Origin of the sequence: Acidovorax sp. 107, from assembly GCF_003058055.1 — a bacterium.
Taxonomy (GTDB): Bacteria; Pseudomonadota; Gammaproteobacteria; order Burkholderiales; family Burkholderiaceae_C; genus Acidovorax.
Genome location: NZ_QBTZ01000001.1, coordinates 2,800,884 through 2,815,019, shown reverse-complemented (window position 1 = coordinate 2,815,019; position 14,136 = coordinate 2,800,884). Strand labels below are relative to the sequence as shown.

Annotated in this window: 13 protein-coding genes; 9 read left to right on the top strand and 4 right to left on the bottom strand. The window is 66.1% G+C overall.

Annotation, left to right across the window (positions count from 1 at the left end; translation table 11 throughout):
* Positions 1 to 58: 58 nt before the first annotated feature.
* A complete protein-coding gene (locus tag C8C99_RS13210; RefSeq protein WP_108625978.1) occupies positions 59 to 586 on the bottom strand; it encodes a hypothetical protein in 528 nt (175 codons plus the stop codon).
* Positions 587 to 696: 110 nt separating this feature from the next.
* Here C8C99_RS13210 and argS point away from each other — a divergent pair, with 110 nt between their 5' ends.
* The 9 genes from argS (at position 697) to C8C99_RS13165 (ending at position 9,335) form a co-directional block, all read left to right on the top strand.
* Positions 697 to 2,406, top strand: a complete 1,710-nt coding sequence (argS, locus tag C8C99_RS13205) for an arginine--tRNA ligase (RefSeq protein WP_056647733.1) — start codon at positions 697 to 699, stop codon at positions 2,404 to 2,406.
* A gap of 15 nt (positions 2,407 to 2,421) precedes the next feature.
* Entirely contained in the window at positions 2,422 to 3,078 is a 657-nt protein-coding gene (locus C8C99_RS13200; RefSeq protein WP_108625977.1) for an SPOR domain-containing protein, read from the top strand.
* A gap of 92 nt (positions 3,079 to 3,170) precedes the next feature.
* The gene (locus tag C8C99_RS13195) at positions 3,171 to 3,827 is read left to right on the top strand and encodes a thiol:disulfide interchange protein DsbA/DsbL (protein ID WP_056647739.1); all 657 of its coding nucleotides are present in this window, start codon (positions 3,171 to 3,173) and stop codon (positions 3,825 to 3,827) included.
* Between the two features lie 107 nt (positions 3,828 to 3,934).
* Positions 3,935 to 4,594 (top strand): lipopolysaccharide transport periplasmic protein LptA, encoded by a 660-nt coding sequence (lptA, locus tag C8C99_RS13190; RefSeq protein WP_108625976.1) that lies wholly within the window; start codon positions 3,935 to 3,937, stop codon positions 4,592 to 4,594.
* Positions 4,595 to 4,605: 11 nt separating this feature from the next.
* A complete protein-coding gene (gene lptB / locus C8C99_RS13185; protein ID WP_108627153.1) occupies positions 4,606 to 5,403 on the top strand; it encodes an LPS export ABC transporter ATP-binding protein in 798 nt (265 codons plus the stop codon).
* On the top strand, positions 5,403 to 6,992 hold the full coding sequence (locus C8C99_RS13180; RefSeq protein ID WP_108625975.1) for an RNA polymerase factor sigma-54: 1,590 nt from the start codon (positions 5,403 to 5,405) through the stop codon (positions 6,990 to 6,992). The genes lptB and C8C99_RS13180 overlap by 1 nt, the downstream gene beginning before the upstream one ends.
* An 80-nt stretch (positions 6,993 to 7,072) precedes the next feature.
* Positions 7,073 to 7,555, top strand: a complete 483-nt coding sequence (locus C8C99_RS13175) for a thioesterase family protein (RefSeq protein WP_108625974.1) — start codon at positions 7,073 to 7,075, stop codon at positions 7,553 to 7,555.
* On the top strand, positions 7,552 to 8,847 hold the full coding sequence (locus C8C99_RS13170) for a class I SAM-dependent RNA methyltransferase (protein ID WP_108625973.1): 1,296 nt from the start codon (positions 7,552 to 7,554) through the stop codon (positions 8,845 to 8,847). Before C8C99_RS13175 ends, C8C99_RS13170 begins: the two co-directional genes overlap by 4 nt.
* Complete coding sequence (locus tag C8C99_RS13165; RefSeq protein WP_108625972.1) at positions 8,844 to 9,335, top strand: putative toxin-antitoxin system toxin component, PIN family; 492 nt, start codon at positions 8,844 to 8,846, stop codon at positions 9,333 to 9,335. Before C8C99_RS13170 ends, C8C99_RS13165 begins: the two co-directional genes overlap by 4 nt.
* Before the next feature lie 3 nt (positions 9,336 to 9,338).
* Here C8C99_RS13165 and C8C99_RS13160 read toward each other — a convergent pair whose 3' ends face one another.
* The 3 genes from C8C99_RS13160 to C8C99_RS13150 all read right to left on the bottom strand — a co-directional run bounded on the left by C8C99_RS13160 (position 9,339) and on the right by C8C99_RS13150 (position 13,916).
* Positions 9,339 to 11,081, bottom strand: coding sequence for an ABC transporter ATP-binding protein/permease (locus C8C99_RS13160; protein ID WP_108627152.1), 1,743 nt, complete (start codon positions 11,079 to 11,081; stop codon positions 9,339 to 9,341).
* A gap of 283 nt (positions 11,082 to 11,364) precedes the next feature.
* A complete protein-coding gene (locus C8C99_RS13155) occupies positions 11,365 to 12,174 on the bottom strand; it encodes a hypothetical protein (protein WP_108625971.1) in 810 nt (269 codons plus the stop codon).
* Positions 12,171 to 13,916, bottom strand: a complete 1,746-nt coding sequence (locus C8C99_RS13150; protein ID WP_108625970.1) for an FMN-binding glutamate synthase family protein — start codon at positions 13,914 to 13,916, stop codon at positions 12,171 to 12,173. Before C8C99_RS13150 ends, C8C99_RS13155 begins: the two co-directional genes overlap by 4 nt.
* Positions 13,917 to 14,136 lie beyond the last annotated feature (220 nt).

Here is a 14,136-nt window from a genome sequence, read left to right as displayed (position 1 = left end):
TATGGGGGGTCCCGATGGCATTGCACCATAGAACACGGCGTGCGACAACGCGCACAAGTCATGACAACCTTGTGCGGGGCTTGGAGGCCGCTGCTGCGTGAAAGGCTTTCAGTGTCGTTTGGATCTGCCGGGGGTCGTGCGCCAGCCCGCCGAGGGCAAACACCACATCACCCCGTTGCTGCCAGCGTTTGAGCGCCTTGATGATCACGCCCAGGGCAGAGTCCTTGTGGCCGGGTCGCAACTTGACCAGGATCACGCCTTCGTAGTCGTCCAAGTGCACACGTTCCATGGCTTCCCAGGGCACGGTGTGTGGGTCGTCCTGGCGCAGATCGGTGATGCCGGTGGCGTCAATGACCACTGCCGGGTCTTGCTCCCGGTAGGCCTCCAGAGCGGACCGGCCCAGGGTTCCGCCCACACAGAAGGAGACGAACGCGGCACACAGGCAGATGGCCGTGAGCAGCCGGTCGTTCGATACGGACGCCCAATACAGCGAGAACGCCAGGCACATCGTCATCAGCAGCACAAAAGGCACCTGAAACACCAGGGTCCAGCGGCGCCGGTAGAGCAAGATGGGTGGGGGCGGCATGTGCAATCTCCGGGTGAAAGGGCACGGTGGCCCATTGTGCCTTTGGCTGCGGGATGCCCCGTGGCGGCGCGTCTGGCGCCCCGCCGCTGGCGGGCCCGTAAAATCCGCCGATGCTCACAGCCAAAAATGAATTGCTCGCTGCGCTCGCAGCCGAGCTGGAAAACCTGTCTCCCGGCGCTGGCGCCAAGGCAGCCTTTGAATCTCCCAAGGTAGCGGCCCATGGCGATTTTGCCTGCACCGCGGCCATGCAGCTGGCCAAGCCGCTCAAGCTCAACCCGCGCGCCCTGGGCGAGCAGCTCAAGGCTGCGCTCGAAGCCACGCCAGCCTTTCAACGCTGGGTGTCCGCCATTGAAATCGCGGGCCCGGGCTTTCTGAACATCCGCCTGCAACCCGCTGCCAAGCAGGAAGTGGTGCGCGAGGTGCTGACGGCCGGTGAACGTTTCGGTTATCAGGCCAGCAACGGCCAGCAGGTGCTGGTCGAGTTCGTGTCGGCCAACCCCACGGGCCCGCTGCACGTGGGCCATGGCCGCCAAGCGGCGCTGGGCGATGCCATCTGCAACCTGTTCAGCACCCAGGGCTGGAAGGTACACCGCGAGTTCTATTACAACGACGCGGGCGTGCAGATCGACACCCTCACCAAGAGCACGCAGCTGCGCGCCAAGGGCTTCAAGCCCGGCGACGACTGCTGGCCCACCGACAGCGACAACCCGCTGGCCAAGAATTTCTACAACGGCGACTACATCGCCGACATTGCCGAGGCCTTCAAGGCCAAGGCCACCGTCAAGGCCGACGACCGCGAGTTCACGGCCAATGGCGATGTAGACGACTACGACAACATCCGCCAGTTTGCCGTGGCCTACCTGCGCAATGAACAGGACAAGGACCTGCAGGCCTTCAACCTCCAGTTCGACGAGTACTACCTGGAGTCCAGCCTGTACACCAGCGGCCGGGTCGAGGCCACGGTGAACAAGCTCATCGCCAACGGCAAGACCTACGAACAGGACGGCGCGCTGTGGCTCAAGAGCACCGACTACGGCGACGACAAGGACCGCGTCATGCGCAAGCAGGACGGCACCTTCACCTACTTTGTGCCCGACGTGGCGTACCACATCGCCAAGTGGGAGCGCGGCTTTACCAAGGTCGTCAACATCCAGGGCACCGACCACCACGGCACCATTGCCCGCGTGCGCGCCGGCCTGCAGGCGGCCGACGTGGGCATTCCGCAGGGCTACCCCGACTACGTGCTGCACACCATGGTGCGCGTGGTCAAGGGCGGCGAAGAGGTCAAGATCAGCAAGCGCGCGGGCAGCTACGTCACGCTGCGCGATTTGATCGAGTGGACCAGCAAGGACGCGGTGCGTTTCTTCTTGCTGTCTCGCAAGCCCGACACCGAGTACACCTTCGACGTGGACCTAGCGGTGGCGCAGAACAACGACAACCCGGTGTACTACGTGCAGTACGCGCATGCCCGCATCCAGTCGGTGCTGCGCGCCTGGCAAGAGGCGGGTGGTGGCGACGTGGCGTCGCTCCAGGACGTGGACCTGTCGGCGCTGGAAGGCCCCCAGGCCCAAGCGCTGATGCTGCAACTGGCCAAGTACCCCGAGATGCTCACGGCCGCTGCCGACGGCGAAGCCCCGCACGACGTGACCTTCTACCTGCGCGACTTGGCCGCCAGCTACCACAGCTACTACGATGCCGAGCGCATCCTCGTGGACGACGAGGTGGTGAAGAAGGCGCGCCTGGCGCTGGTCGCTGCCACCGCCCAGGTATTGCACAATGGCTTGGCTGTGCTGGGCGTGTCGGCTCCGGCCAGAATGTAAGCAGTTACTACCAATATGAAAAAGCAACAGACGGGCGGGACCATTGTCGGCTTCATCATCGGGGTCATCGTGGGCCTGGGCGCGGCGCTGGCCGTGGCGGTGTACGTGACCAAGGTGCCGGTGCCGTTCCTGAACAAGGGCAACGGCCGCGGCGCGGACATGGACGCGGCCGAATCCCAGAAAAACAAAAACTGGGACCCGAATTCGCCGCTGTATGGCAAGAACCCGGCCCGCCCCGCCGCGCCCCCGGTGGCCGCGGCTGCGTCAACCCCTGCATCGGCACCGGCCCCTGAGGTGCGCGCCGCCGCATCGGCCGCCAAGCCCGCCGCAAGCAAGCCAGACGCGAAAGCCGAAGCCAAGGCCGAGAGCAAGCCGGGTGCCGACCCCCTGGGCGATCTGGCCGTGGCCAAGGCAGCGGCCAAGGGCAGCGCGGACCCGTTTGACTACTTTGTGCAGGCAGGCGCCTTTCGCACCCAGGCCGACGCAGACGCCCAGCGCGCCAAGCTGGCCATGCTGGGTTGGGAGGCCCGCGTGAGCGAGCGTGAGCAAAATGGCCGGGCGGTGTTCCGGGTGCGCATCGGCCCCTTCACCAAGCGTGACGATGCCGAGGTGCTCAAAGAGAAACTCGACGGCGCCGGGCTGGAATCGGCGCTCGTGCGCGTGCAGCGCTGAAGTGCCTGTCAAAACGGCACCAACGCCAGGGCTGAACTTTTTGTAAAGGGATGTCTCACATCCCGCATACCTGAACCAGGAGAGTCTTTGTCATGAAACGCCGTGAGTTTTCTTTGTCCGCCGCCTCGGCGGTTGCCGCTTCTGCCCTGACGCTGCCAGTGGCCAACCCCGCCATGGCGCAAGCCCGCCAGTTCAAGGAGGGCAAGGACTTCAAGCGGCTGGACAAGCCCGTCGCTCCCGATGCCCCCGCTGGCAAGGTCGATGTGATCGAGTTCTTCTGGTACAGCTGCCCCCACTGCAACGCCTTCGAGCCTTCGCTGGACGCCTGGGTCAAGGCCGCGCCCAAGGACCTCTCCATCCGCCGCGTGCCCGTGGCGTTCAATGCCAGCTTTGTGCCCCAGCAAAAGCTGTACTACACGCTCGAAGGCATGGGCAAGCTCGACGCCCTGCACGCCAAGGTCTTCCGCGCCATCCATGTGGAAAAAGTCAAGCTCGCCAAGGACGACGAGATCCTGGCCTGGGTGACCCAGCAGGGCGTGGACGCCGCCAAGTTCAAGGAGGTCTACGGCTCCTTCAGCGTGGCCAATCAGGTGCGTCGCGCCTCGCAGCTGCAGGATTCGTACGGCGTCGAGGGCGTGCCATCCATGGGTGTGGCAGGCAAGTACTACACCGACGGCACGATGGCTGGCAGCATGCAGACGGTGCTGCAAGTGGTCGAATACCTGGCATCGACGGCGCGCAAAGCCTGACGAGTTGCCGACCCTGTCGGCAAGCTGTCCCAAAGGCCCGCTGATGCGGGCTTTTTTTCGGGATGGGTACCATCGGGTGGCTACAATCATTGCAAGATTCGTGCCCTATGACCCAACGCCTACTCCCCCTCCTGTTGCTCGCAGCCCTGACTGGCCTTGCGGGCGTGGCACACGCCGAAAAGGCCGACCGTGCCAAGCCCATGAACATCGAGGCTGATGCCCTGCGTCACGATGAACTCAAGCAGACCAGCGTGTTCTCGGGCCGCGTGGTGATGACCAAGGGCACCATCGTGCTGCGCGGCGCGCGGCTGGATGTGCGCCAGGACGCCGACGGTTACCAGTACGGCGTGGTCACGGCCGAGGCGGGCAAACGGGCGTTCTTCCGCCAGAAGCGCGACACCGTGACCGGAGCGCCGGACGAGTTCATCGAAGGCGAGAGCGAAGTCATCGAGTACGACGGCAAGGCCGACAACGTGCGCTTCATCACCCGCGCCGAACTGCGCCGCTACCGTGGGTCGGTGCTGAACGATGAGATCACCGGCGCCGTGATCGTCTACAACAACCTCACCGACGTGTTCACCGTGGACGGCCAGAAGGCGCCCGCGTCTTCGGCTGCGGCAGGCGACACCCCCGCGCCCGGTGGCCGTGTGCGCGCCGTGCTGGCGCCCAAGGACCCGCCGCCCGGTGCGGCAGCCCCGGCCCCTGCGCCCGACGCGCCCGCACCGGCGCTGCGCCCCAGCAGCAGCCTTGGCGGCGGCGCCAAGTGAGCGGGCCTGTGGTGAGTACCGGTCCTGATACCCAGGCGGGTGGCCGCCTGGGGCCTGATTCGCAGTCGGGCAGCCGCCTGGAGGTGCAGCACCTGGCCAAGTCCTATGGCAGCCGCAAGGTCGTCAAGGATGTGTCGCTGGTGGTGCAAAAAGGCGAGGTGGTGGGGCTGCTCGGGCCCAATGGCGCGGGCAAGACCACGTCGTTCTACATGATCGTGGGCCTGGTGCGCAGCGATGCGGGCGACATCCGCATCGATGGCCAATCGGTGGCCCACATGCCCATCCATCGCCGGTCGCGCCTGGGGCTGTCGTACCTGCCGCAAGAAGCCTCCATCTTCCGCAAGCTCACTGTCGAAGAAAACGTGCGCGCCGTGCTGGAACTGCAGCGCGCCGATGACGGCCAGCCGCTGTCGCGCGATGCCATCGAAGAGCGCCTGACAGCCCTGCTGCAGGAGCTGCGCGTGGACCACCTGCGTGCCTCGCCCGCCCTGGCGCTGTCGGGCGGCGAGCGCCGCCGCGTCGAGATTGCCCGCGCCCTGGCCACCCAGCCACGTTTCATCCTGCTGGACGAACCCTTCGCCGGTATCGACCCCATCGCCGTGATCGAGATCCAGCGCATCATCGGCTTCCTGAAGGCGCGGGGCATCGGTGTGCTCATCACCGACCACAACGTGCGCGAGACGCTGGGCATCTGCGACCACGCCTTCATCATCAGCGACGGCCGCGTACTGGCCCAGGGCACGCCCTCCGAGATCGTGGACAACGCCGAAGTGCGCCGGGTGTACCTGGGCGAGCATTTCCGCATGTGATGAAGCCTGGACTGTCGCTGCGCGTCTCGCAGCACCTTGCATTGACCCCTCAGCTCCAGCAGTCCATCCGGCTGCTGCAGTTGTCCACGCTCGAACTGTCGCAGGAAGTCGAGCAGATGCTCGACGAAAACCCGTTCCTCGAACGCAATGCCGACGAAGCCCCGCGTGAGGAGTTTGGCCTGGAAGCCGCCGACACGCCCGCACAGGCCGACGACTACAGTGCCGATGATGCTATGTTTTCAGGAGCTGCCAGCGCAAGCAGCACCAGCACTGAAAGCCAAAATGATGCTGAAATCTCCGGTGGAGGCACCGACGAGCCCGACTGGAGCGGCGACGGCACCGTCGAGATGGTGCCCAATGATGCCGAGTGGGGCGGCGACGCCCCCGCCCGCACCCATAACGGCGCCGAGGGCGACGAGGCCGACGCCACCGAACTGGCGCGCTCGCACGAATCGCTCACGGCCTTCCTGCACCGCCAGGCGCTGTCGCTGCGGCTGTCTGACGTGGACACGGCCGCACTGCGTTTTCTCATCGAATCGCTGAACGACGACGGTTACCTGGAAGAGCCTCTCGAAGAGCTGGCGATCAGCCTCGCCGGGCCCGACGACCTGGAGCAGATCGAAGAACTGGTACATCGCTTCACGGTGGCCCAAAGGCTGCTGCAAAGCCTGGAGCCTGTGGGCGTCGGCGCGCGCAACCTGGCCGAATGCCTGACGCTGCAGCTCACCGCCCTGGCGGCCGACGAAGACAGCGATGCCGACCCCGACGCCGTGCAGACCGCGCTGCGCATCTGCCAGCAGCCGCTGGAGATGCTGGCCCGCCGCGACATCCGCCGCCTGACGCAGCTGTGTGGCGATGGCGAGGAGCGCACGCGCGCCGCCATGGCCCTGATCGCCCGCTTGGAGCCGCGCCCTGGCCGCCGTTTTGCCGATGTTGAGCGCAACATCATCATTCCCGACGTCATCGTGCGCAAAGCCGGGCGTGCCAACGGCCGCGATGGCCAGCACAACTTCATCGTCAGCCTCAACCCCGATGTGATGCCCCGCCTGCGTGTGCACGACATCTACGCCGGCGCGCTGCGCGGTCACAAGGGCGGCGAGGGCCACCAGGGCATGCAGCAGCGCCTGCAGGAGGCGCGCTGGTTCATCAAGAACATCCAGCAGCGTTTTGACACCATCCTGCGTGTCTCGCGCGCCATCGTCGAGCGGCAGAAGAACTTCTTCACCCACGGCGAGCTGGCCATGCGCCCGCTGGTGCTGCGCGACATCGCTGACGAACTGGGCCTGCACGAGTCCACCATCAGCCGCGTGACCACCGCCAAGTACATGGCCACGCCGATCGGCACCTACGAGCTGAAATACTTCTTTGGCTCCGGCCTGGGCACCGAAACGGGCGGCAATGCATCGAGCACGGCCGTGCGCGCACTGATCAAGCAGTTCGTGTCGGCGGAAAACCCGGCCAAGCCGCTGTCCGACAGCCAGATCGCCGAGATGCTCAAGGAGCAGGGCATCGAATGCGCCCGCCGCACCGTGGCCAAGTACCGCGAGGCGCTCAAGATCGCGCCGGCGAATTTGCGCAAGGCTTTGTAGACGCTCGGCAGGTGGCGCACTGCCCGCCAGCGCCGCCGTAGTCTTTTCTGTTGTTTCCGTATTACCCACCGCAGCCCACCATGGCCCGCATCGTCTTCGACCTCCCCGCGCACTTCGGTTTTGCCACCGAGCTGCAGATCTACATCAGCCATGTGAACCAGGGCGGGCACCTGGACAACGCGCAGTTGCTCAGCCTGGTGTCCGAAGCGCGCGTGCGTTTCTTCCAGTCGCTGGGCTACCCCGAGGCGGACGTGGGCGGCCTGTCCATCGTCGTGGGCGACATCGTGGCGCAGTACAAGTCCGAAGGTTTCCACGGCGAAACCATGCGCGTGGAGATGGCGCCGGCCGACTTCAACCGCTATGGGTTCGACCTGGTCTTTTGCATGACCGAGAAGACCTCGGGCCGCGAGGTGGCGCGCGGCAAGATCGGCATCGTCTTCATTGGCAAGGCCGACCGCAAGGTGGCGGCTATCCCTGAATCCATCCGCCAGTTGCTGCTGGCGCGCGCCGGCACGCCGGGTTCCCACACGTTGCCCGAGCGCGTATCCTCCCCATCGACATGAACCAACTCCAACTTTTCCTCCCTTGCGCTGCGGGCGTCGAGGGCTTTCTGGCCGACGAGGTGCATGGCATCACCGGCCTCACGGGGCAAGACCTGCTGGTGGGCCGGGGTGGCGTGCTGCTGCGCGCCTCGTGGCGCCAGGCCATGCAGCTCAACCTGCACAGCCGCCTGGCGCAGCGCGTGCTGGTGCAACTTGCGCACCGCCCGTACCGCTCCGAGAACGATCTGTACGGAATGGCCAGCGACGTGGCCTGGGAGATCTGGTTCACCACACGCCAGACCTTCAAGGTCGAGGTGACAGCCCAGCACAGCCCGCTGCAGAGCCTGAACTTCGCGGGCCTCAAGGTGAAGGACGCCGTGGCCGACCGCTTCCGCCACAAGAGCGGCGTGCGCCCCGATGTGAACACCCAGTGGCCCGACGTGCGCATCCACCTGCACCTGACCACCGACGAGGCCACGCTCTACATCGACACCTCGGGCGAGCCGCTGTTCAAGCGCGGCTGGCGCGAGGACAAGGGCGACGCACCGCTCAAGGAAACCCTGGCCGCCGCCATGATCGCTGCCAGCGGCTGGGACCCGCATGGCGACAACCCCCTGCCCCTGTACGACCCCTGCTGCGGCAGCGGCACCATCGTGGTCGAGGCGGCGCAGATCGCCTGCCGCATCCCCGCGGGCATGCTGCGGCGCTTTGCGTTTGAAAAGCTACTGCCCTTCCAGGCGCACGTCTGGTCTGCTATCAAAAACGAAGCTGAAAGCGCAATTTGTACTAGCGCTGTACCCATATTTGGCAGTGATGTGGCCTTCCGCATGGTCGATTTTGCCCAGCGCAACGCCGAGCGCGCAGGCGTGGCCGAGGCCGTGCAGCTGCGCGGTGGCGACGCCCTGCAGCGCATGCCGCCTTGCGAGCAGCCCGGCGTGATGTTGCTCAACCCGCCCTATGGCGAGCGCATTGCGGCCGCAGGCAGCGCAGGCCGCAACGCCAGTGAGCGCGCGGCCGACCGCGCCCAGGGCCTGGCCGTGGGCCGCGAAGAGGCGCAGACCGAAGACGGCGGCGAGTTCTTCAGCCAGCTGGCCACGCACTGGAAGAAGAACTACAGCGGCTGGACGGCCTGGATGCTCACGCCCGACCTCAAGCTGCCCGGCAAGATGCGCCTGAAGGAATCGCGCCGCGTGCCCATGTGGAACGGCCCCATCGAATGCCGCATGTTCCGCTTCGACATGATCAAGGGTGCGGTGCGCGAACGTCCTGCCAAGCCATCCGCTGATCACGACGCTGGCAACGGCGCACCATGAAGGTCGAACTGAGCCTGCCTGCCGAGGCGGCGGCGGGCGAGCCCGTACGCCCCGTGGTGGTGGACACCAACGTCGCGCTCGACCTGCTGATCTTCAGCGACCCACGCACCGTTCCGCTGCGCACCCTGCTGGCCCAAGGTCGCCTGTCATGGATCGCCACGCAGGTCATGCGCGACGAGCTGGAGCGCGTGCTGGCCTACCCACACATCGTGGCGCGCATGGACTACTACCGGGTGGATGCGGCGCAGGTGCTGGCGGCGTTTGATGCGCAGGCGCTTCTGATGGATGTGGCGCCGCGCGTCACCTATGTGTGCAAGGACGCCGACGACCAGAAATTCATCGATCTGGCCGCCGCGCACCGCGCCATCTTGCTGAGCAAGGACAAGGCGGTGATCTGCATGCGCAAGCGGCTGCTCACGCTGGATGCCCATGTGGCGACGGCACTGGTGCTTGAGCGCGCAGAGGAATCGGCGCCCGCCGGCGTTTGACGCTCAGCCATCGAACCTGAAGTCTGCAGCGGCGTGCAGCGCCCACGCGCCTTCGCCCTTGATTTCCAGCACATGCGTGTGGTGCTTGAGCACGGCGGGGCGGTGGGCAATGCTGATCAGGGTGGTGCCGCTCGCGCGCAGGCGCTCATAAAGGGCGGTTTCGTTGGCGCTGTCCAGCGCGCTGGTCGCCTCGTCGAGGATGACAATGCTGGGCTGGCGCGCCAACACCCGGGCAAAGGCCAGGCGTTGCTGCTCACCGATGGACAACTGCTTCTCCCAATCGTGCGACGCGTTGAGCCCACCCACGCGCTCTGCCAGTGATTCCAGTTGCACTTCCTGCAGCAACTCGAGCAAGCGCTCATCGCTCAACCCGGTCTGCCTGCTCGGGTAGATGATCTGGCTGCGCAGCGTATCGATCTGCATGTAGGGGCGTTGGGGCAGGAAGAAAACGTCTTGCAGGGGCGGGTGCTGCACGGTGCCGGTGCCCGTGCGCCACAAGCCGGCAATGGCACGCAGGATAGAGCTTTTGCCGCTGCCACTCGGGCCTGTGATCAGCAGTGCATCGCCGGGCTGCAGCTGAAGCGACAGGTCACGCACCAGGAGGCGACCAAACTGGGGGGTGTAGAGGCACAGGTCCTCAATGGCCAATGTGTCGCCAATGCGGGTGATGATTTGCGGGGGCGGCTCGGTGGTGCCGGGGGACGCATCGCGCATCGGCAAATCGTCCGCCGTTTTGCCCCCCGCGCTAGGTTCTGCCCACGGGGTGGGTGCGGCAGGGGTTTTGAGCACCACCTGCGACAGTGCGTGCAGCCGGTCGATGCCCGCCACAAACCGGCTCAGGCTCTCGAAGTTGTCCACTATCAGTGAAATGGCGCCCAGCACAGCCGCGAACGCACCAGCAGCCTGGATGGCCCGCCCCACTTCCAGCTCGCCCGACAGCACGCCGTCGGCCAGGAGGATGCTGGGCAACACCAGCGTGAGCTGGCTGAAAGAGCGCTGATACAGGTTGAGCGAGCGCTGCTTCTTGATGAGCCGCGCGTAGTTGGTGAAGGCAGCTTCGAACCGGTTGTCGATCTGGGCGCGTTCTTGCGGCTCGCCGCTGTAGAAGGCAATGGATTCGGCGTTTTCGCGCAGCCGCATCAGTCCAAACCGGAAATCTGCCTCACGCCGGATCTGCCAGAAGTTCAGCCGAATGAGTGGCGCGCCAAACAGGTACAGCGCCCCGAAAGTGCCCAGCAGGGCATACACGGCCAGAAAGGCCACCAGGGTCTTGGAGATGGACCACAACACCGCACTGAAGGCCACCAGCTGCATCAGCGAACCCAGGAAGATCAGCAGGAAGTGCGTGGACCGGCCCGTGAAGGTGTTGATGTCTTCGCTGATGCGCTGGTCGGGGTTGTCGATGTCGCTGCCCGCACCAATTTCATAGTACTTGCGCTCGCTCAGGTAGCCGTCCAGAAAGCGGTAGGTGAGCCAGCGCCGCCAGTGGTTGGAGAACGCGTCGCGCATGTAGTAGTAGAAGGCGTATACCGGTACGGCGAACGCCAGCACCACCAGGGTGGTGCGCACCGCCGACCAGAAGCGGTCGGCCTGCTTGGCCGCCAGTGCCGATGTCATCTCCCCCGTCTTGTCGATCAACATCACCGCAAGCTGCGTCTCACACACCATGAGTCCGATCAGCAGCGCGAGCAGTCCCCATGCGGTGCGCTTCTTGTCCCCTGCCCAATAGGGTCGGGCCACGCCCATGAACTGCTTCCAGGCGGCCAGCGACAGGGTCGGCGGGCGCTGGCGTCGGTGTTTGGTATCGGGGGGAGGCAACGGAGCGGGCGCTGAAGGGCCGGGAATCGCGGCGGCAGGAGAGGTCATTGCAAAGAAATAGGTCGAAGCGAAGCTCCGTCTGCACATTAAATCGCTGTTCGGCCTGGTGCTGCCAGCGGATGACGACCGCCCGCTAACGAGGGCTGCGCCGGTGGTTCATCTGTGCATGACTGCTTGACTCCACGATCTGGCCCCGGACGCACACCGTGGCTTACGGAACCAGCAGGTCATACGCCGCCCGCACCCGCTGCAAATCCCGCCCCAGCCGACGGCTCGCGGGCAGGTGCCGCATCCATCCCATCCGGCGGATACTGGTCGCCAGCAGCGCCTGCATCTCCTCGTCGCCCTGTGCGACCCATGCTGCCCAGCGTTCGCGGGCCTCGGGCAGCCGGCCGCTTTGGTGCAAGAAGATGGCGGTGGAGTGCGCGTAGCACAGGGCATCGCGCACATGGCACAGCGGCAGTGGCAACACGGCGGCCGGGTCGTCCTCAAAGTCGATGCAGACAACCGCACCGCTGGGGTCGCGCACCATGTTGCGCGCAAACGCCTGGCTCAGGCAGGTGCCCTGGTGGTGTACGTGGGCCAGCGCGTCCAGCCCTTGCTGCCACAGCGAGAGCACGGCGGCGGGGTCATGCGCACGCAGCGTCCGCTCGATCGCGTTGCCCAGTGAATGGGCCTCCTCGCCCACGCGGCCCAGGTGGCGCATGGCAAAGCCATTCTCTTGCGCGGCCAGCACTTCGGGCACGCGCACGCCGCGAGCGGCCAGGTCCCGCAGGCGCCGCACCTCGGTGGCAATGGCGGCGGGGCCGCCCGGGTTGGGCACAGGGCGCAGCACCGGCAGCCGCAGCAGGCCTGCCAGCATGGCCATGGCGCGGTAGCGGCCCGTGCCATGGGGGGCGCCTGCGCGCTTGATCCAGATCTGCTCATTGCCCAGCACATGGCTCATCACGTTGTGAGGCTGCGTGGCCAGCTGCTGGCGCAGAAAGGCGCTGTAGTCGATGGCCGAAACGTTCGTTGTCATGCGGCCGCATCTCCCGCCACCACGGCAGCCGTGCCCGCTGCGGCGGCGGCGTGGACCATCTCCACATGGTGTGGCACCGACGGCTCCAGAGCAGGCTCGCTGGCCTGAAAGCTGTGGGCGCTGGCCAGGGGCCAGTACAGGCGAAACACGTTGTGCTGCGCGTCGAGCGGGCCCAGCAGCGCGCCGGGTTGCATGCGGGTGATGAGGTTGGACAGCAGGCGCACCTCGGTGTCGCTGATGCGGCGCACGATGTGGTGGGCCGTGATGTCCTGGGGGTGGCGCAGGCCGGCGGCCTGCACCAGCTCCTGCAGCGCGTGCAGCGTGCTGCGGTGGAACTGCGCCACGCGCGTGGCCTTGTCGGGCACCACCAGCGCCTGCTGGCGCAGCGGGTCTTGCGTGGTCACACCGGTGGGGCAGTGGCCGGTGTGGCAGCTCTGCGCCTGGATGCAGCCCAGCGCCATCATGAAGCCGCGACCCGCGTTGCACCAGTCGGCACCCAGCGCCATCATGCGCGCGATGTCAAAGGCGCTGATCACCTTGCCCGCGCAGCCCAGGCGCACGCGGTCGCGCAGGTTCACGCCCACCAGCGTGTTGTGCACCAGCAGCAGGCCCTCTTGCAGCGGCGCGCCCACGTGGTCGGTGAACTCGACAGGCGCCGCGCCCGTGCCGCCCTCGGCGCCGTCCACCACGATGAAGTCGGGCGTGATGCCGGTGACCAGCATGGCCTTGACGATGGCAAACCACTCCCACGGGTGGCCCAGGCAGAACTTGAACCCCGTGGGCTTGCCGCCCGAGAGCAGGCGCAGTTTTGCGATGAACTGCATCATCTCCACCGGGGTGTGGAACGCGCTGTGGCTGGCGGGCGAGATGCAGGTTTCCCCCTCCTTCACGCCGCGTGCGGCCGCGATCTCGGCCGTCACCTTGGCGCCGGGCAGCACGCCACCGTGGCCCGGCTTGGCACCCTGGCTTAGTTTGAGCTCGATCATCTTGACCTGTGGGTCGGTGGCATTGGCGGCAAAACGCTCTTCGCTGAACGTGCCATCGGGGTTGCGGCAGCCAAAGTAGCCCGAGCCGATCTCCCAGATCAGATCGCCCCCATGCAGCCGGTGGTGCTGGCTGATGCTGCCCTCGCCCGTGTCGTGCGCAAAGCCGCCTTTTTTCGCGCCCTGGTTGAGCGCCAGGATGGCGTTGGCCGACAACGCGCCGAAGCTCATGGCCGAGATGTTGAACACGCTGGCGTGGTAAGGCTGGGTGCAGGGCGACACGGACTGCGACGGCGCATCGGGGCTGCCCCCGATCCACACCCGAAAGTCGTGCGACGGCAGCTGTGTGGGCGCGAGCGAGTGATTCACCCATTCGTAGCCCTGCGCGCCCACGTCCAGGTGTGTGCCAAAGGGCCGGTTGTCCGGGTCGCCCTTGGCGCGTTGGTACACCAGCGAGCGCTGCGCGCGCGAGAACGGCGCGGCTTCGCTGTCGCTCTCGATGAAGTACTGGCGTACCTCGGGCCGCACGTATTCGAGCATGAAGCGGATGTGGCCGATGACCGGGTAGTTGCGCAGGATGGCGTGGCGCGACTGTTGCAGGTCGTACACGCCCAAAGCCACCAGGGCCGCGAACACCAGCACCACGGGCAGCCCCACTTGAAAGGCCACCAGCGCAAACAGCGACAACAGCAGCCCGAAAACGCACAGCACAAAAGCCGTGTAGCGCACCGGGTACAGGGAGTTCAGTTGGTGGATCATGGAGGTCCTGGTTCTGGGCCGCGGCGCGGGAGGGCTACACTGACCGCCTTTTTATCGGGTTGCCGGGTGGTGAGCGGCCTGCCTTGCGCCGCCCCAGCCCACGTCTGCGGTGCCGCTGCTGCACCATGACCGTGACATGGCCGTGGCACAAGGCCTGCGCATCATAAAAGTAAAACTTTGCCCGCCAATCCCCGCTTTCTCCCTTGACGACCGGAGCCAA